Raw genomic sequence first — 23,202 nt, forward strand, 5'->3', positions numbered from 1 at the left:
CCGCTGTCAAATGAAATTCAGCGGCCCCGATAAGAAAAAGGCCGGAGCCCATGGAACGCCCACTCTTGGATGATATTCGCGACCGTCTCGACGAGTTCACGGCGACGGAAAAGAAGGCGGCCCATGCCCTGATGGCCAATTATCCGATGCAGGGTCTGGGCACGGTTGCCCAGTTTGCAGCGGCTGCAAATGTCAGTTCGCCCACCATCCTGCGCTTCATCGGAAGGCTCGGCTTTCCGGGCTTTGCGGAGTTTCAGAAGAAACTGCGCAGCGAATTGGAAAGTCAGCTGAATTCACCGCTTGCCCGCAGCGCCAACATGGGCGACGACCCCGACCGCGACCCCCATGTCAGCCAGCTCCTGGACAATGTCCGCGAGACCTTTGCCCATCTGCCCAAGGGCGAACTCAGCGGCCTCACCAAGCTCCTGGCCGACGAGCGCAAGACGGTACACCTGATCGGTGGCCGCTTCACCGATGGTCTCGCCCGCTACATGGCAGCCCATCTCAGGATCGTCAGGCCCAACGTCAATCACGTCGCCGGCCAGCAGGGCAACTGGCTGGACCAGCTCATCGGCATCGGCCCGAAGGATGTGGTGCTTGTCTTCGATATCCGCCGCTATCAGGCCGAGATCATCCAGTTCGCCGAAGCCGCCGCCAAGCAGGGCGCGACGGTTGCCCTCGTCACCGACAGCTGGATGTCCCCGGTCGGGCGGATCGCCAGCTATGTCCTGCCCGCCCGCGTGGCGGTGCCGTCGCCGTGGGATTCCTCGCTGGCGCTGATGGCCGTCGCCGAGGTGCTGATTGCGGGCGTCACCCGCGAGAACCAGGCCCGCGCCCAGGAGCGCATGCGCGCGTTGGAAAAACTGCGCAACGACATCGACCCCACCACCGAGGGCCGGGCCATGGGGCCGGATATCTGAGGGTGACCGTGCCCACGGGCGATCATGCCGGACCCGCCGAATTGCCGCCCAACGCAATAATCGTCCCGGCCTTGCCGGAGTGCCCTGCCTCACCTTACGCATTGCGGTCATCCCGGCCTTGAGCCGGGACCTACTCATTTCCAGAGCCTTCGAAACAAGGCAAAGGGAGTTCCGCAAGCACAGCCACACCTCTTTCCAACGCCCCGACACGCCGAGATTTGGATTGGTTCCCGGCTCAAGGCCGGGAAGACACGGAGTTTGTGGCAACCAACCCGATGTTCAACAGCTCCAGATCCAGCAGCCTCCTTCTGAGTGTCTGGCCCGAAAGTGATCTAGGAGGCAGCTTTCATGGTTCCTGGCACGAACTCGCCCCCTCTCGGTTGTCTTCCCCGCGAAAGCGGGGACCCAGTAACCTCATGAATCGGCGCTAAAAATTATATCTAACCTCACGGAGTCCTGGTTTCCCGCTTTCGCGGGAATGACAAATGTGACTGAAGCATTCGCCCCGGCCATCACTTTCGGGCCAGACTCTGAGGAGAACCCTGCGGCCCGCCTCATAGGAGCGATTACCCATTCAGAATGCGCGGTTCTCCTTCTAGATACACCCAAGCGCGCTTGTCGGAATGAGTTTGGCGAGTGCAGGAAACTGATTCTTCCGGTCAGGGCTCACGAGCCACGATGGGCAAAGAAGGCGCCTTTTGGCCTGAAGCTTATATAATTCACAGGCTTTTATCACTTAGCCGGGAGTCTGCGACTCATCTATAATCCAGACGGCTCCCAGCCAGGGCATTGGGCAGAACCACAGCCTGCGCATTCAAGGAAGCCGGCAAGCAGGTCAACCCTGGGCACACCCGGAATATAGAAGGACGCAACACAATCTCCAGCGACCTTTCCTCTCCCCCTTTTCGCCCGATCATCCGTTCAACGCCAAGAGCCTTCATCCTGCATGAAGACAAGCTGCTGGTGCAGGAAAAACATCATGCAGACAAAGGGCTTTACTACACGCTGCCCGGTGGCAAGCAGGAGCCGGGCGAGAGCCTGGAAGAAGCGCTGAAACGCGAGTGCCTGGAGGAAATCGGCGCGGAAATTACCGTTGGAGCACTGCTCCATGTGGCCGATCTTTTCCGGTTGAAATCGGAAGGCAAGGAGCGTCAGCACCAGCTCGATTTCATCTTTTCCTGCACGGTCGACGAAGACTATGAGCCCAAGCTGGGCTGTCATCCGGACCCGCATCAGACCGCCACCCGATGGATCTCGGCCGAAGACGCGGCACATCTACGTCCGCTTTATGTCACAAAACTGTTTTCACTTGGCTGTACGCGGGTCCCCAAAGTCTATCTCGGGCCCCAGAATGACTAACGCACCCAAGATAATCCGGGAAAATCTCCATTTTCTGTGCGCGGAGATCGACGGACAGCTGATCCAGCTCGAGGCCTTCTTCAAGGAGCCGACGGCTGCGACCGCGCGCCGGATCATGGATCGGGCCGGGTATGCCCACAATCTGAAGACCCGAATCCTGGCGGCCTGCGTGCGTCACATGGCAGGGGCAAAAAACAACAACCGCAAGCACCTGACCTTGCGCAGCCTCGAATTCATTGCCTCCGATCTGCAGCGCCTGTCGAACCTTGCCCGACAATCCCTGCGCCACGTGGAGAATATCGAGACCTTCTCAACGCTGGTTCCGGAGCGCTATCCGGCAATCGTCGGCAGGGTCCGCGAGGGGGTGGGCCGGATTGAAGAGGCCTTTGCGAGCAGCGACAGCGCGTTGGCCATCCAGATCGGCCAGCTGCAGGGCAAGATCGAAGCGGATTACCGCAAGCTCTTCAAGATCTACACCAAGGACATGCGCAACGCGGACATCCGTTCGGCGGATATTGCCAACAGCCTGCTGGTGGCCAGCGAGATGCAGCGCATGGGCGACTCGCTGAACTCCATCAGTGAAGCGCTGATTTCCGCCAATATCGGTCAGGCCGTCAATTTCGAGCGGTATTTTGCGCTCCAGAGCCTCATGTCCGATCTGGACGGTGTGAACGGCGATCTGACCGTTGAAACCATTGCCGAGACCCGCTCGGGCAGCTCGATCTCCGCCATCAAGAACCGCAAGACCGAGGAAGTCGCAGCCGTCTTCAAGGATGGCGAAAAGAGCAAGGTCAAGGAAGAACGCCAGGGTGTGAAGAGCTGGCATTCGATCTATCCGGGCCTCGCCCCGAAGATCCTGTCTTATGAAAAACGCAGTCAGTCTGCGGCCCTTTTGATCGAGCATCTGCCAGGACTGACCTTTGAGCATATCGTCCTCAACGAAAAGGACACCGTCTGCGCAACGGCGCTCAATCGCCTGACACGAACCCTCAAGGATGTCTGGAAGCAGACCAGAACCAGGGAACCGGCAGAACTGGACAGTATGCAGCAGCTTGCCAAAAGGCTAGGCGAAGTGCGCCGCGTCCACCCGGAGTTCAAGGACACCAAGGTCAGTTTCTCAGGCACGGAACTGCCGTCCTTCGACAGGCTGATCGAGCAGGCCGCAGAACGCGAGGCCAAGGTCCCCGCCCCCTTCTCGGTCTATATCCACGGCGACTTCAACGTCGACAATATCATCTACGATCCGGGCGAGGACCGGATCCATTTCATTGACCTGCACCGCTCGCGCTACATGGACTATGTCCAGGACGTCTCCGTCTTCATGGTGTCCAACTACCGCCTCCAGGTGCTCGACCGTGACACGCGCCTGCGCATCATGGCTGTCTCTCAGGACTTCTATAAATCCGCACGCGCCTTTGCCCGCAAACAGGGCGACGACACGTTCGAGTATCGGCTGGCGCTGGGGCTTGCCCGATCCTTTGCAAGTTCCACCCGGTTCATTTTCGACAAATCCCACGCCCGGCGCATGTGGCTGCGGTCACGCTACCTGATCGAGCAGGCGCTTGCCTGCCCTCCCGGCGACGAAGCCCGTTTCCGGTTGCAGATGAAGGAACTCTTCGTTGACTGATCTGAAAATCGGCGTCATCGGCATCCCTGGCAAATGGTCGACGGAAGTACTTGCCGACGCCCTGGAACAGAAAACCGGGTTTCGCTGCGTCGTCGACATGGCGGACGTCGCTCTTGACCTGAACACCCGAGCCCTGATGGCGGGTGAGACCGACCTCTGTCAACTGGATGGGCTGGTGATCAAGAAGATCAGCCAGGACTACAGTCCCGCCACACTCGACCGGCTGGAAATGCTGCGGGTTGCCGAAGCATCCGGAGTGAAGGTCTTCTCCCCGACAAATTCCATCCTCGGCCTGGTAAACCGTCTGAGCTGCACGGTCACGCTCTCCAATGCCGGTGTTCCGATGCCCGCCACCTGCGTCACCGAGAGCACAGAACAGGCACTCAGCGCAGTCCAGCGTTTTGGCGGCGCGGTCTTCAAACCGCTCTTTTCCACCAAGGCCCGTGGCATGACGCTGATGGAGGCCAATGAAGGCGAAGCCACTCTGCGCCAGAAGATCGAGGCCTTCAGAGCCGGCAATCCGGTCATGTATCTGCAGCAGAAGGTCAACCTCTCGGGCCGGGATCTCGGCATGGTGTTTCTCGGCGGAAACTATCTTGGCACTTATGCCCGTGTTGCCCAGACAGACAGCTGGAACACGACCATCCTGCACGGTGGCAAATACGAGCCGTTTGAGCCCGATGCTGAGTTGATCGAACTGGCCCGGCGCGCCCAGGCGCCCTTCAATCTGGATTTCACGACCGTCGATGTCGGCCTCACGGAGAACGGACCGATCATCTTCGAGGTTTCAGCCTTCGGCGGCTTCAAGGGGGCCTTGGAAGGTGCGTCGATCGACGCGGCGACGCTCTACGCCGATCATGTCATTGAAAAGGTGCGCGCATGACCGGGATCAGCGTTCAGGACATTGTCGACGCGCTTCGCCCGGAGCGGGAAACCCGGAATTCCGATCCGGTGTTCCTGACCGTTGGCGGCTATGTCGTCGAGGTCCGGTGCATGTCCGGCGTGCTGCTGGCCGAGCTTCTGCGCTATTTCCAGCATGTCATTTCCGCGCCCGCTGCGCCCGACATGACGGTTCATGTACTCGGCGAGGCGGAAATACCATTTACGGTGGATTTTGCAGATTGGGCCCGTGAACCTGGCAAGACCGGCCGCAAGGACGCCATTTGCGATTTGGAAAATGGTCGCCTGGTTCTGAAGGTGCGCACCGGTGTCCAGTTCCTTCAGGCACCGGACTGGGCCATCGCCTTCGGCCCGACAGAATCCTACCCCAACCAGGTGATCAATTTCGTCAACACGCAGATCCTCAATCACTTCCAGAGAGCGGACTGGGTCGCCTGTCATGCAGCAGCTGTTCGCACACAGCTGAAGGGCCTTGCCATTTCCGGGCTCAGCGGCGGTGGCAAGTCGACAACCATGCTGCGCCTGATGGAAATTGCCGGCACACAATATGTCACCAATGACCGGTTGCTGGTCCGCAATGCGCAGGAACACACGGACGCTCTCGGCATCCCGAAACTGCCGCGCATCAACCCGGGCACCATCGTGAACAATGCCCGCCTCGCCGGCATCATCGACGAGGAACGCGAGGAAGAACTGCGCAACATGGAGCCGGATGAACTCTGGCACCTGGAAGAGAAATACGACCTTTTCATCGACGACATCTACGGTCCCGGCCGGATCTCCCACGACGCCCACCTGACCGACTTCTGGGTGCTGAACTGGTCGCGCGACAGCGCAGCCCCGACGGAAGTCAAAAAGGTCGAACTCAAGGATCGACCGGATCTCCTGTCCGCCATCATGAAAAGCCCGGGCCCGTTCTACCAGGCGCCTGACGGCATCTTCTGGACGGACCGGACGGAGATGGACACGGCTTCCTATCTGAACGCTCTCAACGGCGTGCAGGTCTGGGAGGTCACCGGCCAGATCGATTTTGACGCCCTGTTCGATGCGGGCGCGGACCTCCTGGGACAGATGACATGACCGACCGATTTGCCATTCTTGTCAGACACGGCGCCTACCATCAAAAGCCCGGCACGCCGAGTGCCTTGCAGCCGTTTCCGCTGACGGATGGCGGCAAGGCCCAGGCGCTGGCCCTTGGCAAGGAACTGGCCGGTCTGGCGGCCGAACATGGCTGGCAGCTGTCCAGGACCGTCTATTGCTCTCTTCAGCAGCGCGCCTGGCAAACCGCCCAGCTCCTGTGCCAGAGCCTGTCGGAAGCGATCAACGAGGATTTCTCCGTTCTCGAGCAGGCCGCCCTGGCCGAACGCAGTGTCGGGGCGTTTGCAAACCTGACCATTCCGGAAATCGAACAGATCCTGATGGAGGATCCCCGTCATCAGCTGCCACCGGAGGACTGGAAATCGAACAGTCATTACCGGTTGCCAGCACAGGGGGCCGAAAGCCTTCTGGAAGCAGGTGAACGTGTCGCCGCCTTCCTGAAAACCTCCATGGAACGCAGCGAAGCGAAGATGTCCGGCACCGCGCAGATCTTTGTCGGCCACGGCGCAGCATTCCGCCATGCGGCGCATCACCTGGGCGTGCTGGCCTTTGACGACATACGCAGGTTCAGCATGCACCACGCCAAACCCGTGATCCTGAAATTCAATGCCGCCACTGGCTGGACCCATCACCTTGGCGCCTGGAAACAGCGCCATGTCCTGGAAACCGCGACGGACTGACTGGAGCGACAGATCGCCATGATGAACACCAAGTCCCTGAGCCCGTTGTTGCCGCCGATAACCTGCGCCACAGGTCACGAGCTTGATCTGCCGGAAAGCCTGGTGCCATGGCCACTGGACCGGGAAACGCAGAGACCCTGCGCCAGCACGCTGGGACCGGAGCTTGTCGACAGCCTGTCAAAAGTCAACGATCTCGGACCCTGGGACTGGCCAGCGAGGCCCGTCGTCTTCGTGTCCGATCTGCACGCGGATGCCGAAAGCCTGCTGCGGTCTCTGGTGGCGGCCCGCGCGATCAGGCGCACCGGACCGGGGCTGACTGACTTTGATCTCACGGCCTTTGGCCGCAGCTGCCAGTTCATCATCGGCGGCGATTGCCTCGACAAGGGACCGAGCAATCTGGACCTGCTCGACAGTCTGGCCTTTTTGATCAAGTCCGGCGCCGACGTTGTTCTTCTGGCCGGCAATCACGATCTTCGGCTTTATCTCGGCCTGGAAGCGTTGACGGTGAAACGGGGTTCACTCAACGCCCATATGTTCGTGCGCATGGGCAAGAAGGTCATGCCGTTGTTGAAGGAAGTGTTCGATCGCCATGTCGACCGTGAAAAGGACCTTGCCGGTCTGCCGGACGAAAAAGCCTGCCGCGACCTGATGATCCCGGGAAAGAAATGGACGAAGCAGTTTCCCAAGGCCGCTTCGGTCTACATGAAGGACGCCGCCATCAAGAAGGAGATGGCACGGCTGAAGAAGAAGACCAACAGGTTCGCCGATCATGCGGCGGAAGTCGGCCTCACCCTCAGAGAGCTTTATGCCGCCGCGCTGAAATGCCGGGAGCTCTTCGTCGACCCAGCCGGCCGATATGCCTGGTTCTTCAAGCAGCTGAAAGCGGCCCACCAGAGCGGTTCGCTGCTCTTTGTTCACGCGGGCGTTGACGACCAGATGGCCGCGCAAATCTCCCGCAAAGGCGTTGCCCATATCAATCGGCGCTTCAGGAAGGAAAGCCGCAAGGACCCTTTCGTCTTCTATTCCGGCACGGTCGCGAACCTGATGCGCACCAAGTACCGGGATGTCGATCATCCGTTGACGGAGACCGGGGTTGACGACCTGCATCTGGCGGGCATCAAGCTGCTGGTCCACGGTCATGTCAACCAGCACAGCGGACAGCAACTGAAGTCGAAGCATGGTCTGTTGCACCTGGAAGCAGACATCACGCTTGACCGGCATTCCAGAAGTTCCGAAGGTCTAGAAGGTATCGGCACGGGAGCCACGATCATCTATCCGGACGGCAACATCATCGGCATCAGCCGGGACTACCCGCATGCCAAGCTGTTCAACCCGGTTGAGATCCTACAGCAACACGGATTGTCGCAATGATGGAACGCAAGGGCCGCTTCCGGCACCAGTCTCTGCAGGACAAGAAATCGATCCAGAAAATGCTCGACGCCGTCAAACGCGGCATCACCAAGGGCGAACTGGAATTTGGCGACGACACCGGCGAAATCGTGCTGGAACCAAAAGGCCTGATGACCTTGCGGGTCACAGCCACCGTCGAGGACGACCAGTCCCGCCTCGACCTGCGCATCACCTGGACCAACGAAAACGACGATGCCAAGGACAGCGGCAAGCTGAAGGTGAAAGGCGGCTAACGGAGCTTTCGTGTCAGGCTGGAAGAACGACTTTCGAAGCTGCCTGTTGCTTCAGCCAGTCCAGAAAAAAGGCCTCCGCATCGGCGAGGTTCGCGGATGCCCTTTCGGAAAGTCCCTCTTTCACGTCGCCATATTCATAACCGGAAATGCCCAGCGCATAGGCTTTCGGGCGCGCGCCATAGAGGGTCTCGCACAGCGCCAGCACCGTTTCCGGAACAAGGCTGTGACTGCCGAGCACTTCCGGTGCACCGGGGCTGATCTCCCGAAAGGAATAGGCCTTGGTCCCTCCGATCTCAGCGTCGGCAAAGACCACCAGGTCGTGATCAGAAATCGTCAGCGCATGTTCGGCGACAAGCTGGTAGTCGGTGTCGACATCAAGCTCCGGTAGAGATCGAGCAGCCATGTTTTCAGAAAAGGCCGGCCCAAGCCCGTCGTCCCCTCGTCCTGGATTCCCGTAGCCGATCAGCAGCATCCGCTCCTCCCTCGGTGACCTCAGATGCATTGCGCGCGGCTGTCGACCAGACCGCCATCCGCATCGAACAGCTCCACCTGCAGCGGCATCTGCCCCAGGGCATGCGTCGCGCAGGAAAGACACGGGTCATAGGCCCGGATCGCCACCTCGACATGGTTGAGCATGCCTTCCGTGATCTGCTCCTGACCCGAGAGATGCTTGACGGCAACGTCCTTCACCGCCCGGTTCATGCCCTCGTTGTTGTGTGTCGTGGAGACGATCAGGTTGCAATAGGTCACCTGGTCATTCTCATCGACCTTGTAGTGATGGATCAGATTGCCGCGCGGCGCCTCGATCACACCGATGCCTTCCTCGCGCCGGTCGCCTTTGGCGATCAGATCAGTACCCTGCAGGTCCGGATCATTCAGCAGTTCCCGGATCTTTTCGACACAGTGCAGCACCTCGATCATGCGCGCCCAGTGGTTCGCCAGCGTTGAGTTGTTCGGCGTGCCGCTTGTCACGGCTTTCAGGTCCTTGTGCGCGGCGTCCGCCAGCGGCGTATCGATGAAGCTCGCCGTGTTCATCCGGGCAAGCGGCCCGACCCTGTACCAGCCGGCCTCCGGCCCGAGCTCGGTGATGTAGGGGAATTTCATGTAGGACCAGGACCGTACGTCTTCGACGATCAACTCGTGATAGCGCGTATAAGACACCTGGTCGAAGATCGTGTCCCCGATTGAACTGAGCGCTCTCAGATTGCCGTGATAGAGATCGAGCGCGCCGTCGCTTTCGCGTACCAGCGACATGTAGTTCGACGGGAAGGAGCCGAATTCGGCAACCACGTCTTCATGTTCCAGCGTGTAGTCCCGGGCCAGTTTCACGGCGTCCAGCGACCACTCGATCATTTCGTCGATGGTCGACAGGAAATGATCCCGCCGCTCGATCGGCAGATTGCGGTTGATGCCGCCCGGAATGGCACCGGTGCCATGGATCTTCTTGCCAGCTGTCGCCTCGATGATCTCCTGGCCGTATTTGCGCATGAGAACCGCGCGCTTGCCCAGCTCCGGCTGTTCCTTGATCACTTCGAAGATGTTGCGTTTTTCGGCCGGCGCGCCAAAGCCGAACAAGAGATCCGGCGCAGCCAGATGAAAGAAATGCAGGACATGCGACTGCATCACCTGGCCATAATGCATCAGCCGGCGCATCTTCTCGCCCGTCGGTGTCAGCTGATCGACGCCCGCGATCATGTCCATGGCCTTGGCGGCTGCCAAGTGATGGCTGACCGGGCAGATGCCGCAAAGCCGCTGCACGATCACCGGCACTTCCCACATCAGCCGGCCACGGATGAACCGCTCGAAGCCGCGGAATTCGACAATGTGCAGCCGGGCCTCGTCGACCTGGTTTTCGGCATTCAGGTGAATGGTGACCTTGCCATGCCCCTCAACGCGGGTGACCGGCGAAATTTCTATCAGTCTGGGTTCGCTCATCTCGGTATCCCGCCTCAGTCGAACTTGATCATGTCGCGCTCGAAGCCCCGGAACTTTCCGGTCAGGAGCTTGGCAAGCGTGTCGAAAATGATGTCGCCGCTCGGCGCACATCCCGGGATCTGGTAGTCGATCTCCACCACCTGCGAACACGGATAGACCTCGTCCAGCAAAAGCGGCAGCGCCGGGTCGTTGGGCACGTTGTGGGTGGTGTTGCGGATGTATTTGCCGGTGATATAGGCCTCGTCCAGACATTCCCTGAGCGGCGCGTCGGAATGCATGATCGCGTTGCGCATGGCCGGCAAGCCGCCCATGATCGCACACTGTCCGAGGGCGATCAGGACATCGCAATTGCGGCGGAAGTCATGCAGGACATGGACGTTTTCCTCGTTACAGCAGCCGCCCTCGATGATGCCGATGTCGCAGCGCTGGGTGAACCGCTTCTTGTCGGTCAGCGGCGAGCGGTCGACATCAACCAGTTTCATCAGTTCGATCAGCCGCTCATCGATGTCGAGGATTGCCATGTGGCAGCCGAAACAGCCGGCCAGCGAGGCCGTCGCGATTCTTGCCTTGGGAAGCTCGCTCATTTGCGCTTCTCCTCAATCTCGTGACCGATCAGGCCCTTGTCGAACTCGCGTTCGCCGATCGGAACACTGAAGCCGACCCGCTTCCGGATGATGCAGCCAACGGGGCAGACTTCCGCGCTCATGGCGTGGTCGGCAGCCGCCGCATCCGTATCGGCCAGGTTCTCGCCATTGACCGCAACACGGCGATGAATACCGCGGCCGACATAGCCGAAAATCCCCTTGCCATCGACGTCCTGGGAGGCCCGGATACAGCGCCCGCAACTAATGCAACGGTTGGTGTCGAGCGCGATATCCGGATGGGAGGCATCCAGCGCCCGGCAGGGTTCCAGGTACGGAAACTTCGTTGCCTCCGTCATGTCGAGCCGGTAGGCCATGGCCTGCAATTCGCAATTGCCGCTAGCCTCGCAGATCGGGCAGAGGTGATTGCCCTCATGGAACAGCATTTCCACCAGGTCCCGGCGCATCTTGGTGAGATGCGGCGTCTCGTTTTCAACGGCCTGACCGGGGGCTGCCGGCTGGGTGCAGGCGGCCACGCTGCGACCGCCGGCCTTCACCGTGCAGACCCGGCAGCTGCCCTGATGGCGCAGGCCTTCATGGTCGCACAGACGCGGGATATAGACCCCGGCCTCGTCGGCTGCCTCCATGATGGTCTGGCCGGCATATGCGGTGACCTCGACCCCGTCGATGGTGAAGGTGAAGCCCGTCTCTTTCTTCGTCCCGCTCATTGCGTGAAATCCTTGTCGAAGATGTAGGAACGGCGCTTGGCGATCTTGCGTGCGCCATCGATGGCCGACTGAATGTCGAACGTATCGCGAATGCCATCCTTGCTCGGCTTGGAGACAACCGAATAGACCAGCGGAAAATTCTGCAAGGTGGAGAGGATCGGATTGGGCGAGGTCATGCCGAGACCGCAGCGACTGGTCTCGATGATCGTCCCGGAAAGATCCTTCAGGTAGTCAATGTCCTCCGGATTGGCGAGCCCCTTGCGGAACTTCTGGATGGCCTTTTGCAGGAAGACATTGCCAACCCGGCAGGGTGTGCAGTAGCCGCAGCTCTCATGCACGAAGAAGGACATGTAGTACTCGACGATCTCGAGGATGTTGCGTTCGCCGTTGAAGACGATGATCGCGCCACCGGTGGCCAGATCGTCGAAGGTGAGTTTGCGGTGGAAGCTGTCACGCGCGATCATGGTGCCGCTCGGGCCGCCGACTTGTACGGCTGCGGCATCCTCGGCGCCGACCATCTCCAGCATCTCCCAGACCGTATGGCCATAGGGCAGCTCATAGATTCCCGGGTTGAGGCAATCGCCACAAATGGAAAACAGCTTGGTGCCGTGAGAGCCCTCCGTGCCCATGTCGTGGAACCATTTGGCGCCGCGATCCAGGATGCGCGCGGCGTGGCAGAATGTCTCCACATTGTTGACCACGGTCGGATAGCCGAGATAGCCCCGGTTGACCGGGAAAGGAGGCCGGGTCTTGGGCTCGCCCGGCAGCCCTTCGCAGGAACTGATAAGTGCACCCTCCTCACCGCAGATGTAAGCGCCGGCGCCGAGCTGCAGGCGAATGTCGAAGTCAAAGCCTTTGACACCCAGGATGCCCTCGCCCAGCAAACCGCGGCGACGCCGGTCTTCCAGCACCTGCTCCAGAAGCTCGCGCAGATAGACATACTCACCGCGCAGATAAAGTATGCCGTGGCGGGCGCCCACGGCCCGCGCGGCAATGGTCATGCCTTCGATCAGCAGATGCGGCCGCTCGGTGAGCAGCACCCTGTCCTTGAAGGTGCCCGGCTCGCCTTCGTCCGCGTTGCAGATCACGTAATGTTTCTCGGCTCGCTCGCTGGCCGCAAACCGCCATTTCCGACCGGTCGTGAAACCGGCACCTCCACAGCCCCTGAGACCGCTTTCTTCCACCGCCGTAATGATCTGCGTCGGTGTCATGGACATCGCGTTGTTGAGGCCAGCCTCCTCGGGAACCGGTCCGAGCAACACTTCGCCGGCATGACGGATGTTGTTGTCCACCATGTGCAGGGCCCGCTCATGCGGTGTCAGGGAGGCAAACCGCTCGCTGACAAGATGCTCTGCCGGACGCCCGGCCTTGAGCGCCTCGGCGGCAGACCGGGCCGTCTCAGGTGTCAGCCTGGTCAGGATGATGTCGTTGATCATCGCGGCTGGCGCCTGATCGCACATGCCGATACAGGGCGTGACTTCCAGCGAAAAGGCGCCGTCGGAAGAGGTTTCCCCGAGCTTGATGCCAAGGACGTCTTCAAAGACGGCGGTGACCGCTTCAAGGCCGGTGTAACGGTCGACGATATCGTCACACAGCCGGATCGTGACCCTGCCTTTCGGGGTCAGGGACAGGAACGAATAGAAACTGGCGACGCCCTCGACCTCGATCCGCGTCAGATCGGTTGCTGCAGCCACCCGGTCCATGGTCGAGGGAGCGATGCACCGATACCGGTCCTGAACTTCGCGCAGGATATCCAGCATGCGATGCTTGTCGTTGCCGAAGGCCGCACAGATGGCTTCGATTTCTCCTTCCGGCACCGGCGCAACGTTGCAGGCCGGCGCGGCAACACCATTTCCGGTCTCGTGACCGTTCTGCATGGTGATCTCCCTCATGATTTGTCCGGGATTTACCGGAGCTAAATCGATTTGAATGGAGCAGCGGTTCGTTGGCAAAAATTGAAAACGCGCCGCACCACTCGTGAAAAATCTCAGTGGGGCCACGCTCCCAAAGATGCGGCAAAAGGTCTTTGAGACAGATCAAGCTGCGCAAAATAGGGGCAGCAAAAGGATGTCCGGAAACGTTGTCAGTTCGGGTACCGGAGGTCTGCACCTGTCTCTGAAACACTTAAAAGAAACGCAAAAAACGCGAAGGCGGCAAAGGGGTCTCAACATGAAACCGGGCGCCGCGGCGCCCGGAAGAATGTGCTGTGTCGTCAGCGCAAGGGGCGCTGTCCAAACGTGTTGACGGATTCAAGCTGAGCCATCGTGTCGTTGCGGACTTCCAGGCGTTCCAGATTGATGATCGTCGACAGCATCAGGCGATCATGGCTCCAGTCAGCCGGCTTTTGCAAAGACAGCGAGGTCAGGAAGATCAGTGCAATCATCGGCAGAACCGCCACGCCGACCAGGCCCCAGTGAGGACGGATGCGGTTGGTTTCCAGAAGAGCCTCCACACGGCGGCGCAGCTTCTGCGCCGGTGATCGGCGCAGCAAACGGTCCTGGACTTCCAGCAGCGCCACGGCGGCCACGCCGACAGCCCGCCCCTGCGCAATGAGGGTCTGGCGCTTCTTAAGACCGGCCTGGGCGGCGCGGAGCAGGCACATGCAATAGGACTTGAGATCCACCTGGGCATGCTCGGCGACCTTCTGGTCACAGGCGAGCTCGCGAAGACGCTCCACTTCCGACTTCCAGACATAGAAGAACGGGTTCCAGAAGAACAAAGGCCGCAGCATCTCAAGGCCGATCTCCCACGTCACATCGCCCTGACGCAGATGCTGGAACTCGTGCTTCAGCACCAGTTTCAGGTCCTCAGGTTCCGCCAGCAGTTCTGTCGGCACCACCACATAGTGGTTGAACAGGCCTCGCGCGGAAAACGGCACCAGTGCATGGTCGGACAAAAGCAGGTGAACCCGGCCCTGGCGCCGCCAGGTGTGGCAGGCGTCAAGAAGACGGTTGAGGCGCATGAAGCCGAGCACCAGCTTGCCGGCGAACCAGGCAAAGCCTGCGAAAAGCATCACGGCAACACCGATGCCGATGCCGGGCGCGAGGGTCAGGATGTTCTCACTGATCCGGGCCCGCAGGCCGAGCAGGGACTGGAAGTCTTCCGCCGGAATGGCGATGCCGCCGCGCAGATATTGCGAGACCGCGTAGTCGGACAGATTGACCGACGGTACCGCAGGAACCATGGCGGCAGCCTGCAGGTGCTGGTAACCGATCACGGCAAGCGGAGACAGCAGGATAAGGGCAAACAGCCCGTTCAGGAGGCCAAGCTGGATATTGAAATCGAGCTTGTTTCCGAAACGGGCCATCAGAAGCTTGGCGCTCAGCCAGACCAGCGCGGTCATGGCCAGCGTGATGTTCAGATCGATGTAAACATCGAAGACCTGGTTAAGTAGCGTCATCTGTCCTCCTCCTGTCCAGCAACGCTCTGATTTCCTCCAGATCGTCTCCCGATAGTTCGTATTCGTCGACCAGACGGGCCACCAGCGAGGCTGGCGTGCCGTCAAACAGTTTGTCCGACAGGTTTCTGAGAGAACGGGACTGGTAGGTGTCGCGCGTCAGCCGGGGGGAATAGATGAATGTCTTGCCTTCTTTCCGGCTGTCCACAAAGCCCTTTTCATCCAGGATCCGCATGATGGTGGCACAGGATGTGTAGGCGAGTTTGCGCTCGGGTGGCAGGTTTGCCAGGATATCCCGCACGGAGCCTTCGCCGAGCTTCCAGAGTTCGGTCATGAACTCCAGTTCGACTTCGGTCAAAAACTCGTTGCTCTTACGCTTTCTCATTACAATCTTGTGCTCGTCTCGGAATGGATTTGGCTAGCGACATCTATTCATGCACCAGATCAGCGAAAATTACTATTCCTTTAGTTGGCAAACGGTGATGCCGCGCTCCGAAAATCCCGGAGCGCGGCATGTGGTCAGACTTTCCAGAAACAGAATGCTCCCCAGCCGATGCTGATCGCCAGCGGCCACCAGAGCGGTTCACCCATCAGACCGAGCCAGGCCAGGAAGATATAGGCCGTGCCCAGAAGGGTCATGAACAGGCGGTCGCCGCGGGTCGTTTCCAGTCCCAGGACACCCTTGCGGGCATGCCCACCGGGATATTTGAGTTCCACCACGGTCAGGAAACCGATCGCGGAAAAGATGCCGACGAACAGAAGTGCTGTCGGCCAGGTCCAGGCCATCCATCCCAGCATCAGACCCTCCCCAGGGCAAAGCCCTTGGCAATGTAGTTACGGACAAAGTAGATGACGATGGCGCCGGGAATGATGGTCAGGGTCCCGGCGGCCGCCAGTAGCCCGAGTTCATAGCCCGCGGAGGAAGCGGTCCGGGTCATCACGGCGGCAATGGGTTTGGCTTCAACAGCTGTCAGGGTCTTGGAGAGCAGCATTTCCACCCAGGAGAACATGAAGCAGAAGAACGCGGCGACCCCGACGCCGGACTTGATGGCCGGCAGGAAGATGGTCATGAAGAACCGCGGGAAGGAATAGCCATCCACATAGGCGGTCTCGTCCAGTTCCTTCGGCACACCACTCATGAACCCTTCCAGGATCCAGACCGCCAGCGGCACGTTGAAGAGACAGTGCGCGAGGGCGACGGCCAGGTGCGTGTCGAACAGGCCCACAGCCGAATAGAGCTGGAAGAACGGCAGCGCGAAGACGGCGGCCGGCGCCATGCGGTTGGTCAGAAGCCAGAAGAACAGATGCTTGTCGCCCACAAAGGAGAAGCGGGAGAAGGCATAAGCCGCCGGCAGGGCCACGGTGATCGAAATCACCGTGTTGATGGTCACGTAGATGATCGAGTTGATGTAGCCCCAATACCAGGTCGGGTCCGTGAAAATCTCGATGTAGTTGTCGAAGGTCCATGTCTGCGGGAACAGGGTGAACCCGGACAGGATCTCGTTGGTGGTCTTGAAACTCATCGCGACGAGCCAGTAGATCGGCAGCATCAGGAAGAGAATATAGAGGATGGGGACCAGGCTTTTCAGTCGCATGATAGGTCTCCTCAGGACTTGTTATCGTTCATCGTCATCAGCGTGTAGAACAGCCAGGAGGCGAACAGCGTGATGGCGAAGTAGATGAGGGACATGGCGGCTGCCGGACCAAGGTCGAACTGACCAAGGGCAATCTTCACAAGGTCGATCGAGAGCAACGTCGTGGAGTTGCCGGGCCCGCCACCGGTCAGGACGAACGGTTCGGTGTAGATGTTGAAGCTGTCCATGAAGCGCAGCAGCACGGCAATGGTCAGTACCGTTTTCATCTTCGGCAGCTGGATGAAGCGGAACACCGCCCAGTTGGACGCGCCGTCGATTTCCGCCGCCTGATAATAGGCGTTCGGGATCGAGACGAGACCGGCATAGGCAAGCAATACCACCAGCGACGTCCAGTGCCAGACATCCATGACGATGATGGTCACCCAGGCGGCCACCGGGTCCTGGGTCATGTCATAGGAAATGCCCAGAGTGTGGTTCATGAAGTAACCCAGAAGCCCGATATCCGGCAGGGTGAAAATGTTCCACATGGCGCCGACCACGTTCCACGGGATCAGCATCGGCAAAGCCATGGTGATCAGGCAGAACGGCACCCAGAAGCCCTTCTTGGGCATGGCGAGCGCGATGGCGACGCCGAGCGGCACCTCGATGATCAGGATCATCACTGTGAAGAAGAGCTGGCGTCCGAGGGCCGCATGGAAGCGTTCGGAGCGCAGGATCTGCTCGAACCAGCCAAGGCCTTCCCAGAAGAACAGGTTGTCGCCGAAGGTTTCCTGGACCGAGTAGTTCACCACGGTCATCATCGGGATGAGCGCGTTGAAGGCGACCAGAAGAAGCACCGGCAGGACGAACAGCCAGGCGCGTTGGTTTTGCGTTTTCATCAGGCACCCCCTCCCGGCGTGCTTGCCAGCCAGCCGTCCTTGTAAAGACGGGTCTGGGATTGTTTGAAGTCGAGCTTGACGGCGTCGCCCTGATTGGGCGCTTCGCCTTCCAGGATCGCGTGGATGCGCTGGTCATGTGCAACGGCCTCGACCACCTTGTGGCGGCCGATGTCGGAGACCTTGCGCACCGTTGCCGAAACGCCGGAGCCATTGGACGCGATCGAGACGAATTCCGGACGGATGCCGATCTCGGCTGAGCCGTCGCCGGAGCATTTAACAGCGCCTTCCAGATCGACTTTCTCACCGCCGAAGAAGGCAGCGCCACCTTTCACGTCGCACGGCAGGACATTCATGCCCGGTGAGCCGATGAAGTGACCGACAAACGTGTGTGCGGGACGTTCGAACAATTCGACCGGTGTGCCGATCTGCACGATCTCGCCGTCCTGCATCACCACCACCTGATCGGCAAAGGTAAGCGCTTCGGTCTGGTCGTGCGTCACGTAGATCATCGTCGCCTTGACCCGCTGATGCAGCTCTTTCAGCTTGGAACGGAGCTTCCACTTCAGATGCGGGTCGATCACGGTGAGCGGCTCGTCGAACATGACGACATTGACGTCCTGGCGGACGAGGCCGCGGCCCATGGAGATCTTCTGCTTGTTGTCGGGCGACAGATTGGCCGCCCGCGTTCCCAGCATGCTCTCGACTTCCAGCATTTCCGCGATCGCCATGACACGCTGCTTGACGATGTCCTCATCCCGGCCGCGGTTACGCAGCGGGAAGGCCAGATTGTCGTAAACCGTCATCGTGTCGTAGATGACCGGGAACTGGAACACCTGCGCAATGTTGCGCTTGGCCGGCGGCAGGTCGGTCACATCCTGATCGTCGAACAAGATCTTGCCTTCCGACGGCACCAGCAGGCCCGATATGATGTTGAGGAGCGTGGACTTCCCGCAGCCGGACGGTCCGAGCAGCGCGTAGGCCCCGCCATCGTCCCAGGTCAGGTCGATCTTTTTCAGCGCATAGTCGGCATCGCTCTGGGGATCCGGGCGATAGCTGTGGCGCAGATTGGAGAGTTTGATTTGTGCCATGACTTATCTCCTCAGGCCGCCAGGTCGCCATTGGGCGCAAAGAAGAAACAATGGCTCGGGTCCAGATAGAAGGTATGGACCTCGCCGACAAAATAGGGATGCACACCCGGTGACAGCGACACCCAGGACTGGCCGTGCATGTCGAAATGGGCGCTGCTTTCCGAGCCGCTGAGTTCGGTCACCTGCACGTGGCCCTCAAGGCGCACGCTGTGATGTTCACTTTCCACCGGCATCACATGGTGCGGCCGGATCGCCAATGTGTAGGGGCCGTCGCGCAGGCTGGCGACTGCATCCGATGCCTTCCAGCGAATGTCGTCCGTCAGGATAATGGTGTCGCCCTGCTTGTTCACCGGTGCCGTATTGATCGGCGGGTTGGAGAACACCTTGGCCGCATCCAGGTCCTTCGGCTGGCGGTAGATGTCGGCGGTCGGGCCGAACTGAACCACGTTGCCATCGGTCATCAGTGCCGTGTGACCGCCCAGCAGCAGTGCTTCTTCCGGCTCGGAGGTGGCGTAGACCACGACGGCACCGCGGCCGGCAAAGAGTTCTGGAAGCTGATCGCGCAATTCTTCGCGCAGCTTGTAATCGAGGTTGGCCAGCGGCTCGTCGAGGAACACCGCATCGCTTTCCTTGACGATCGCGCGGGCGAGCGCCGTGCGCTGTTGCTGACCGCCAGAGAGCTCGTTCGGTTTGCGGCTCAGATAAGGCTTCAGCTTCAGGATCGCCGCAGCTTCTTCCACCCGGCCATCGATCTCCGACTTGGCAACACCCGCGACTTTCAGCGGCGAGGCGATGTTGTCATAGACCGACATATGCGGGTAGTTGACGAAAAACTGGTGCACCAGGCTGATGTTGCGCTTTTGCGCCGACAGGCGGGACACATCCTTGCCATTGAGGATGATCTGCCCGGAGGCCAGGCTGTCGAGACCGGCCATCAGCTTGATCAGCGAGGTTTTGCCCGAGCCGGTTTCTCCGAGGAGAACATTGAAGTGGCCGGGTTGGAGCGTCAGGCTCGTTTCCTTGACATGCGTGATGCCTGCAACGCGCTTGCTGACGTTTTTAAGTTCTAGAGACATTGTGTTCTTGCCCGCGTCCGGACTGGGCGTATCAGGCAACCTTTGTGCGGTCGCGGCCCGTCACTTTCGGATCGGTGAAGGACCGGGGACATTGCCCCGGTCCAGTTGGTTTGGTCAGCTCAAGGCTTAGTTTTGCGACCAGCGCGCAACCAGATCGTCGTAGTTGACGGTCTCGCCCTGCGGCTTCTCGTTGTCGAGCTTGGCCTTCGGAGCACCCGGCTTGTTCAGCCACTCCTGAGGATCGGACTCTTCGTTCAGACGCGGACCGCAGCCACCGTAGACGTTGGCGCGTTCGTCAGCCTGCTGCATGCGGGCCATGACGATGTCCATTTCTTCAGCCAGACGATCCATCGCTTCCTGCGGCGTGAAGGCGCCGGAGTTCACGTCACCGATCTGCTGCCACCAGATCTGGGCCAGCTTCGGATAGTCCGGAACGTTGACGCCGGTCGGGGACCAGGCCACGCGGTCAGGCGAGCGGTAGAACTCGACCAGGCCGCCGAGTTTACCTGCACGCTCGGTGAAGGACTCGTGGTTGACGGTACTGTCACGAATGAAGGTCAGACCAACGTGGCTCTTCTTGGTGTCGACGGTCTTGGAGACCACGAACTGAGCATAGAGCCAGGCCGCTTTCGCACGATCTTCCGGGGTGGACTTCAGGATGGTCCAGGAACCCACGTCCTGGTAACCGACCTTCTGGCCTTCTTCCCAGTAAGGACCATGCGGGGACGGAGCCATGCGCCACAGCGGCGTGCCTTCGTCATCCACGGTGTTGTTGCCTTCCGACTTCGGCTTCACCATGTCCGCGGTGAACGCGGTGTACCAGAAGATCTGCTGGGCAACGTTGCCCTGGCTGAGCGCCGGCAGAGACTGGTAGAAGTCGAAGCTGGCAGCACCCGGAGGCGCGTAGTTGCGCAGCCACTCGTCCCATTTGCGGATCGCGTAGACGGCAGCCGGGCCGTTGGCGGCACCACCGCGGGAGACAGAAGCGCCTACCGGGTTACAGGTGCCTTCTTCCATGCGGATGCCCCATTCGTCGACCGGGATGCCGTTCGGCTCACCCTTGTCGCCGGCACCTGCCATGGAGAGCCAGGCATCGGTCATGCGCCAGCCGAGATCCGGTGCGCGCTTGCCGTAATCCATGTGACCATAGATTGCGACACCGTCGATTTCCTTGACGTCCTTGGAGAAGAACTCGGCAATGTCTTCATAAGCGGACCAGTTGACCGGAACGCCGAGGTCGTAGCCGTATTTCTCCTTGAAGGCCGTCTTCAGGTCTTCGCGATCGAACCAGTCCTTGCGGAACCAGTAGAGGTTCGCGAACTGCTGATCGGGCAGCTGGTAAAGGTCACCATCCGGGCCGGTGGTGAACTGCGTGCCCATGAAGTCGCCGAGGTCGAGACCCGGGTTGGTGACATCCTTGGCTGCGCCTTCCATCCAGTCGGTCAGGTTGTAGGCCAGCTGCAGACGGGAATGGGTGCCGATCAGGTCGGAATCGTTGACATAGGCGTCATAGAGGTTCCGGCCGGTCTGCATCTGGGTCTGCACGGCCTGCACCACTTCACCCTCGCCGAGGATCTGGTGGTTGACCTTGATACCGGTGATTTCTTCGAAGGCCTTGGTCAGGACTTCCGACTCGTAGGAGTGTGTCGGAATGCCTTCGGAAAGAACATTGATCTCCATTCCAGAGAACGGCTGTGCTGCATTGATGAACCACTGCATTTCTGCAAGTTGCTCATCCTTGGTCAGCACGGACGGCTGGAATTCCTGGTCGATCCATTTTTTGGCCGCTGCTTCGTCAGCAAAAGCGGACCCTGCTCCCGCAAGCACAGCACCAGCTGCGACTGCGGAGAGTAGATACTTACGCATCTGCATCTCCTCCCGTGAGATAATTTCGCCGTGACTATCCGGCTACGGATAAAAAGTCACAGCCTCGCCATGATGTCAAACTAATTTTTTAGTAGATTTCAGACTCTGCCAAAAGGAGTCTTATATTATTGATTTTTATTTCTTTTTTCAGATGCGATCTAGGATGATCAGCTGTCATCTCAGTGTCATCTGAGCGCCTGAGCATCTTCAGTGTGGCACAAATTTGACAGGATAGGGAGTCAGAAATCAGGTTTCGACTCTTTCATTTGAAATGCAAATTGACTTCTATTTGGCTTCGTTTTGCAGTGCAAAACGAAAATCAGTCACAAATACTGCAGCGCAACAGAATGAGATCGCCTCGCTATTTGGCGCGATCTGCAAGTGCAATGGCGCCATCCGCTTTGATGCGCGCCACAAGCCTGACTAGGTATCGGTCAGGAACAATCAGAACGTTGACCGGTCTGTCCAAGCCTGTATCTGAAAGAGGCGACCCGGAGCGGCGTTGCGACAGGAGCAAGATGATCATGAAGATTTTAACCGATGCACCGGTTCTCGTCACGGGCGCCACGGGTTATGTCGCCGGGTGGCTGGTGAAAGACCTTCTGGAAGCCGGCATCACCGTCCATGCCACCGTGCGCAATCCGGACGCCACAGACAAACTGGCTCACCTGACCAGGATCGCGGATGAAACGCCCGGCTCCCTCCGGTTCTTCAAGGCGGATCTGCTTCAGCCGGGGTCTTATGAAGAGGCCATGCGAGGCTGCGCGGTGGTCTTTCACACCGCCTCCCCCTTCACGATCGATGTCAAGGACCCGCAGAAGGAACTGATCGACCCGGCCGTCATGGGCACACGAAACGTGCTGGAAACGGCAGCTGCGACGCCAAGCGTGAAACGCGTCGTGGTGACCAGTTCCTGTGCCGCGATCTACACCGATGCCATCGATTGCGAGAAGGCCCCCGGCGGTGTTCTGACCGAAGACATCTGGAACACGACGGCCTCCCTCGCCTATCAGCCCTACAGCTATTCCAAGACGCTGGCGGAGAAGGAAGCCTGGAAGATCGCCGAAGGCCAGGATCAGTTCAAGCTGGTGACGGTCAACCCGTCGCTGGTGATTGGCCCTGCTCTTGCAGACAACCCAACGTCCGAGAGCTTCAACATCGTTCGCCAGATGGGCGACGGCACCATGAAGCCCGGTGCACCCAAACTTGGCCTGGGTGTCGTTGACGTGCGCGACCTAGCCCAGGCCCATGTCGCTGCGGGCTTCCTGGAAAACGCGGACGGCCGGCACATTGTCTCCGGCCACAACACCAACCTGCTGGAACTCGGAAAGTCGCTGATTGAAAAATATGGCGACCGCTACCCGGTGCCGCGCAAATCCCTGCCCAAATGGGTCGTTTGGGCCATTGGTCCGATCATCGGCGGCATTCCGCGCAAGTTCGTGACCAACAATGTCGATATCAGGTGGCGCGCCGACAACTCCAAGAGCAAACGCGTGCTCGGGGTGACCTACCGGCCGTTCAAGGTGTCCATGGAAGACATGTTCCAGCAAATGATCGAGGCGGGCGCGTTTCGGAGGTAAGAGTACCAAAATCCGCTGCCCCCTCGTGTTCGTCATCCCATGGCTAGACCATGGGATCCATGCCGTTCCGTTTCCGATTGCACGACCTTGCTTGCGGCACCGCCACGGCATGGATTGCAGGGGCAAGCCCCGCAATGACGGAGGCTAGGTCGGGGTGGATTCGCGGTGACCCAATCCGAGGATATTCCGGATCCATAAAAAAGGCGCGGCCTTCCGGCCGCGCCTCCCGTTCTTCAAGATCGCTTTCGGCA

Annotated in this window: 22 protein-coding genes; 9 read left to right on the top strand and 13 right to left on the bottom strand. The window is 59.8% G+C overall.

What is annotated here, in order from left to right; all coding sequences use genetic code 11:
• Positions 1 to 50: 50 nt before the first annotated feature.
• The 8 genes from CHH27_RS14835 (at position 51) to CHH27_RS14875 (ending at position 8,227) form a co-directional block, all read left to right on the top strand.
• Positions 51 to 920, top strand: a complete 870-nt coding sequence (locus tag CHH27_RS14835) for a MurR/RpiR family transcriptional regulator (protein WP_094072279.1) — start codon at positions 51 to 53, stop codon at positions 918 to 920.
• A 789-nt stretch (positions 921 to 1,709) separates the two neighbouring features.
• A complete protein-coding gene (locus CHH27_RS14845; RefSeq protein WP_094072281.1) occupies positions 1,710 to 2,279 on the top strand; it encodes an NUDIX domain-containing protein in 570 nt (189 codons plus the stop codon).
• On the top strand, positions 2,272 to 3,906 hold the full coding sequence (locus tag CHH27_RS14850; protein WP_094072282.1) for a phosphotransferase: 1,635 nt from the start codon (positions 2,272 to 2,274) through the stop codon (positions 3,904 to 3,906). Before CHH27_RS14845 ends, CHH27_RS14850 begins: the two co-directional genes overlap by 8 nt.
• The gene (locus CHH27_RS14855) at positions 3,899 to 4,789 is read left to right on the top strand and encodes a GAK system ATP-grasp enzyme (RefSeq protein WP_094072283.1); all 891 of its coding nucleotides are present in this window, start codon (positions 3,899 to 3,901) and stop codon (positions 4,787 to 4,789) included. The genes CHH27_RS14850 and CHH27_RS14855 overlap by 8 nt, the downstream gene beginning before the upstream one ends.
• The gene (locus CHH27_RS14860) at positions 4,786 to 5,886 is read left to right on the top strand and encodes an HprK-related kinase B (protein ID WP_094072284.1); all 1,101 of its coding nucleotides are present in this window, start codon (positions 4,786 to 4,788) and stop codon (positions 5,884 to 5,886) included. The genes CHH27_RS14855 and CHH27_RS14860 overlap by 4 nt, the downstream gene beginning before the upstream one ends.
• Complete coding sequence (locus CHH27_RS14865) at positions 5,883 to 6,584, top strand: histidine phosphatase family protein (RefSeq protein ID WP_094072285.1); 702 nt, start codon at positions 5,883 to 5,885, stop codon at positions 6,582 to 6,584. Before CHH27_RS14860 ends, CHH27_RS14865 begins: the two co-directional genes overlap by 4 nt.
• 18 nt (positions 6,585 to 6,602) lie before the next feature.
• Positions 6,603 to 7,955 (top strand): metallophosphoesterase, encoded by a 1,353-nt coding sequence (locus CHH27_RS14870; RefSeq protein ID WP_094072286.1) that lies wholly within the window; start codon positions 6,603 to 6,605, stop codon positions 7,953 to 7,955.
• The gene (locus CHH27_RS14875; protein WP_094072287.1) at positions 7,952 to 8,227 is read left to right on the top strand and encodes an amphi-Trp domain-containing protein; all 276 of its coding nucleotides are present in this window, start codon (positions 7,952 to 7,954) and stop codon (positions 8,225 to 8,227) included. The genes CHH27_RS14870 and CHH27_RS14875 overlap by 4 nt, the downstream gene beginning before the upstream one ends.
• 13 nt (positions 8,228 to 8,240) lie before the next feature.
• Here the strand turns inward: CHH27_RS14875 and CHH27_RS14880 are convergent, their stop codons facing one another.
• The 13 genes from CHH27_RS14880 to CHH27_RS14940 all read right to left on the bottom strand — a co-directional run bounded on the left by CHH27_RS14880 (position 8,241) and on the right by CHH27_RS14940 (position 21,371).
• The gene (locus CHH27_RS14880) at positions 8,241 to 8,699 is read right to left on the bottom strand and encodes a hydrogenase maturation protease (protein WP_157738944.1); all 459 of its coding nucleotides are present in this window, start codon (positions 8,697 to 8,699) and stop codon (positions 8,241 to 8,243) included.
• 20 nt (positions 8,700 to 8,719) lie between these two features.
• Positions 8,720 to 10,162, bottom strand: coding sequence for a Ni/Fe hydrogenase subunit alpha (locus tag CHH27_RS14885; protein WP_094072289.1), 1,443 nt, complete (start codon positions 10,160 to 10,162; stop codon positions 8,720 to 8,722).
• A gap of 14 nt (positions 10,163 to 10,176) precedes the next feature.
• Positions 10,177 to 10,746, bottom strand: a complete 570-nt coding sequence (locus tag CHH27_RS14890) for an NADP oxidoreductase (protein WP_094072290.1) — start codon at positions 10,744 to 10,746, stop codon at positions 10,177 to 10,179.
• Entirely contained in the window at positions 10,743 to 11,471 is a 729-nt protein-coding gene (locus tag CHH27_RS14895; protein WP_094072291.1) for a 2Fe-2S iron-sulfur cluster-binding protein, read from the bottom strand. Before CHH27_RS14895 ends, CHH27_RS14890 begins: the two co-directional genes overlap by 4 nt.
• Positions 11,468 to 13,363: an NAD(P)H-dependent oxidoreductase subunit E gene (locus CHH27_RS14900; RefSeq protein WP_208988235.1), complete on the bottom strand. Its 1,896-nt coding sequence runs from the start codon at positions 13,361 to 13,363 to the stop codon at positions 11,468 to 11,470. Before CHH27_RS14900 ends, CHH27_RS14895 begins: the two co-directional genes overlap by 4 nt.
• Before the next feature lie 320 nt (positions 13,364 to 13,683).
• On the bottom strand, positions 13,684 to 14,871 hold the full coding sequence (locus tag CHH27_RS14905; RefSeq protein WP_094072292.1) for a M56 family metallopeptidase: 1,188 nt from the start codon (positions 14,869 to 14,871) through the stop codon (positions 13,684 to 13,686).
• Complete coding sequence (locus CHH27_RS14910) at positions 14,858 to 15,253, bottom strand: BlaI/MecI/CopY family transcriptional regulator (protein WP_094072293.1); 396 nt, start codon at positions 15,251 to 15,253, stop codon at positions 14,858 to 14,860. Before CHH27_RS14910 ends, CHH27_RS14905 begins: the two co-directional genes overlap by 14 nt.
• Before the next feature lie 134 nt (positions 15,254 to 15,387).
• Positions 15,388 to 15,666 carry a DUF2160 domain-containing protein gene (locus CHH27_RS14915; protein WP_094072294.1) on the bottom strand — a complete coding sequence of 93 codons (279 nt, stop codon included), beginning with the start codon at positions 15,664 to 15,666 and terminating at the stop codon, positions 15,388 to 15,390.
• The gene (locus tag CHH27_RS14920) at positions 15,666 to 16,463 is read right to left on the bottom strand and encodes a carbohydrate ABC transporter permease (RefSeq protein WP_094072295.1); all 798 of its coding nucleotides are present in this window, start codon (positions 16,461 to 16,463) and stop codon (positions 15,666 to 15,668) included. The genes CHH27_RS14915 and CHH27_RS14920 overlap by 1 nt, the downstream gene beginning before the upstream one ends.
• Positions 16,464 to 16,474: 11 nt before the next feature.
• Complete coding sequence (locus tag CHH27_RS14925) at positions 16,475 to 17,344, bottom strand: carbohydrate ABC transporter permease (protein WP_208988965.1); 870 nt, start codon at positions 17,342 to 17,344, stop codon at positions 16,475 to 16,477.
• Entirely contained in the window at positions 17,341 to 18,429 is a 1,089-nt protein-coding gene (locus CHH27_RS14930; protein WP_094072297.1) for an ABC transporter ATP-binding protein, read from the bottom strand. Before CHH27_RS14930 ends, CHH27_RS14925 begins: the two co-directional genes overlap by 4 nt.
• A gap of 11 nt (positions 18,430 to 18,440) precedes the next feature.
• Positions 18,441 to 19,505, bottom strand: coding sequence for an ABC transporter ATP-binding protein (locus tag CHH27_RS14935; protein WP_094072298.1), 1,065 nt, complete (start codon positions 19,503 to 19,505; stop codon positions 18,441 to 18,443).
• A 126-nt stretch (positions 19,506 to 19,631) separates the two neighbouring features.
• On the bottom strand, positions 19,632 to 21,371 hold the full coding sequence (locus CHH27_RS14940) for an ABC transporter substrate-binding protein (RefSeq protein WP_094074769.1): 1,740 nt from the start codon (positions 21,369 to 21,371) through the stop codon (positions 19,632 to 19,634).
• Between the two features lie 524 nt (positions 21,372 to 21,895).
• Here CHH27_RS14940 and CHH27_RS14945 point away from each other — a divergent pair.
• Positions 21,896 to 22,951, top strand: a complete 1,056-nt coding sequence (locus CHH27_RS14945) for an NAD-dependent epimerase/dehydratase family protein (protein ID WP_094074770.1) — start codon at positions 21,896 to 21,898, stop codon at positions 22,949 to 22,951.
• The last annotated feature ends 251 nt before the right edge of the window (positions 22,952 to 23,202 follow it).

Source organism: Labrenzia sp. VG12 (assembly GCF_002237595.1).
GTDB lineage: Bacteria > Pseudomonadota > Alphaproteobacteria > Rhizobiales > Stappiaceae > Roseibium.